Annotated in this window: 3 protein-coding genes; all 3 read right to left on the bottom strand. The window is 46.0% G+C overall.

Annotated features, from left to right (window positions below; translation table 11 throughout):
• Window positions 1-77: 77 nt before the first annotated feature.
• The 3 genes from tnpC to tnpA all read right to left on the bottom strand — a co-directional run bounded on the left by tnpC (window position 78) and on the right by tnpA (window position 2,418).
• Complete coding sequence (gene tnpC / locus T458_RS55905; RefSeq protein ID WP_023554886.1) at window positions 78-1,613, bottom strand: IS66 family transposase; 1,536 nt, start codon at window positions 1,611-1,613, stop codon at window positions 78-80.
• A 96-nt stretch (window positions 1,614-1,709) separates the two neighbouring features.
• Window positions 1,710-2,066, bottom strand: coding sequence for an IS66 family insertion sequence element accessory protein TnpB (gene tnpB / locus T458_RS55900; protein WP_023554885.1), 357 nt, complete (start codon window positions 2,064-2,066; stop codon window positions 1,710-1,712).
• Window positions 2,056-2,418 (bottom strand): IS66 family insertion sequence element accessory protein TnpA, encoded by a 363-nt coding sequence (gene tnpA, locus T458_RS58085; RefSeq protein ID WP_084567915.1) that lies wholly within the window; start codon window positions 2,416-2,418, stop codon window positions 2,056-2,058. Before tnpA ends, tnpB begins: the two co-directional genes overlap by 11 nt.
• Between the last annotated feature and the right edge of the window lie 108 nt (window positions 2,419-2,526).

Genomic DNA, 2,526 nt, shown 5'->3' with positions numbered 1-2,526 from the left:
GTAAGCGTCAAATAACTCGGTGGATAGAAAAAGAGCAGAAACTCGTGTAAACTGAGTTCTGCTCTCTGAGTTTTGCCCTATTTGCAGGCTTCTTGAACTTCTGGACTCCACGGAAGGTAATCCTCAAGAAATTCCGGATGCTGTCCGAACTGTACGCCCGGCAAGTTTTTAAAGATAAAATTTAGATATTTGTATGGATGTAGGCCATTTGCCTTGGCACTTTCGATGATGCTATAAACAGCTGCACTCGCCGAAGCTCCTTTCGGGCTTCCGCTAAAAAGCCAATTTTTGCGTCCGATGGTAAAGGGACGAATGCTATTTTCAGCAAGGTTGTTCGAAATGGAGCAGTTGCCATCCTCAAGATAATTCATAAACTCTTCCTTATGGTTCAGAGCATAAGTCAAAGCCTCGCTTAGTTTGGATTTGGGTAGTACCTTCCCTCTGGTAGAATCGATCCATGCCCAAAAAGCCTCTAAAACGGGTTTTTCCTGTTTCAGACGCTCCGATTTACGTTGTTCGCTAGAGAGATTCACGAGCTTCTTTTCAATCTCGAAGAGGTTGTTGCAGAATGTAATGCCTTGGCTTGGAAGGGTGGCTTCCGGCCGATGTATATCTTTCGGAAGAGCATCAACGAATTTCCTCCGAAGATGCGTCCAACAAAGGCACCTTTTGATACCTGTAATCTTTTTGTACCCCGCGTATGCATCCGAATGAAGGTACCCTTTGAACCCTTTTAGGAATTCCTGAGGGTATTTGCCACTTCTGCCAGGCTGATACTCGAAGATTCGAATAGGGTGTTTGCCATGCTGGCCGCTGCTATATACCCACATGTAGGAGTCAGTAGTATTTTTCCGTCCTTCTTCATTCATTACTTGGACGGTGGTTTCATCCGCATGCAAATAGTTTTCTTGCAAGAGCTTCTGATGCATGAGCTTCACCAATGGCATCAACCAGTCGCGGGATGCGGCCAGTATCCAGTTGGCCATGGTGGCACGACTTAGGTTCACACCTAGTGACTTCCACTCCTTTTCCTGACGGTAAAGGGGAAGGGCGTTGACAAACTTCTGATGCATCACCCATGCGACTGTGGAGGCGGATGCCATGGAATGCTGAATCACCGGATCAGGCATCGGTGATTTTTCCATGTAGGGTTTCCCATCCTTACGACAGGTGCGGCACTCAAAGGTTTCACGGTAATAGTCAATGACCCTAACCTGGGCTGGAATGAACTCGATTTCCGTGCGGACAAACTCTTCGCCAACCGACACAAGGTCGGTGTTGCATGTTTCACAAAAGCGGTCTTCTTTAACCAGGGTACAGAGGCGTTTGTCGTGTGGGATATCCTTCAGGAGTTCCTTCCGCTGACCTTTGAATTTCTTTCGTCGGTAATTCTCTACCTGCTTGAGATCGGGCTCTGCTGCTACCGGATCCGATTGGGTTTCTGCTTCATCAAAAAGAGACATCTGCCCCAAAGAAAGGGACGATGTCTTCTCCGTACTTCTGCCGAAGAGCTTTCGCGTCAGATATTCAACGGAATCATGGAGACGTTTGTTTTCCTGCTCCAAATCGGATATGCGTTTTTCGAGTGTTTTTATCTGATCTGCAGCGCTCATCATACCCGTTCCTTTAGCGTTTTCTACTTCTACCCATTATAGCATAAAAGTGTGAAAAAGCCCAGTAACCATGCGTATTTGCGGGATTTTTTGTTGTTACATACAGGCGGTAATATTGATCTTTTTCACGGCCTTCGGTTGGTCTATGGATAAGCCTTCGAGAAGCCAGCGAAATTCCTGGTAGGTGATAGAGCGAACGGCTTCGGCATTCATTGGCCATTGAAAACTTCCGTTTTCCAATCGCTTGTAAAGGAGAACAAATCCATCTCCCTCCCAACAGAGTGCTTTCAACCGATCACGTCGCCTACCACAAAAGAGAAACAGACTGTTCTGGAAAGGGTTCAACTGATAGTTCTGCTGGACAATGGCGGCGAGTCCATCAATGGACTTTCGCATGTCGGTATACCCACAAGCAATATAGATTTTATCTGCTTTCGAGATATCACCGAACATGTTGCAGTGCCCTCAGGGTGTTTTCGATCAATGTTGCTGATGCATGGTTGCGAATCTCCAGTGTTACAGCCCCAAAACGCAAGACAATATCCGATGATTCTTGATCCGAAGAGCAAGTTTCAACTGCGTGGTTTGGAATATGTACTGGAACGATTGGATTGTTTCCACTAAGTGACGGAAGCGCTTCGCAGGCGGCTTTACGGATCCTTCTTAACCAATAATAATAGCTTGATGGTTTGATGTTATTCTCAGCACACCACACAGCGACTGTCTGGCCACTACTGCGGCATTTACGGACGATCTCAGTCCACTGGTTGAAACGATATTGGGTAGTGACTTCCCTGGTATCCAACTCTAAACCCCTTTCAAGTTTTTCAACTTTACTTTAAAAACTTTACTTGAGAGGATTGTCCTATAGTTTTAGGGAGGTTTCTATCCACTGTCTTATTAGACGCTTACT

This window comes from Brevibacillus panacihumi W25 (assembly GCF_000503775.1).
Lineage (GTDB): Bacteria > Bacillota > Bacilli > Brevibacillales > Brevibacillaceae > Brevibacillus > Brevibacillus panacihumi_A.
The sequence above is the reverse complement of the archived record's forward strand: the minus strand, read 5'-3'. Positions and strand labels throughout refer to the sequence as shown.

Coding starts and splice junctions, on each gene's coding strand:
- tnpC (WP_023554886.1), bottom strand. CDS start 1,613: ATGAGCGCTGCAGATCAGATAAAAACACTCGAAAAACGCATATCCGAT.
- tnpB (WP_023554885.1), bottom strand. CDS start 2,066: ATGTTCGGTGATATCTCGAAAGCAGATAAAATCTATATTGCTTGTGGG.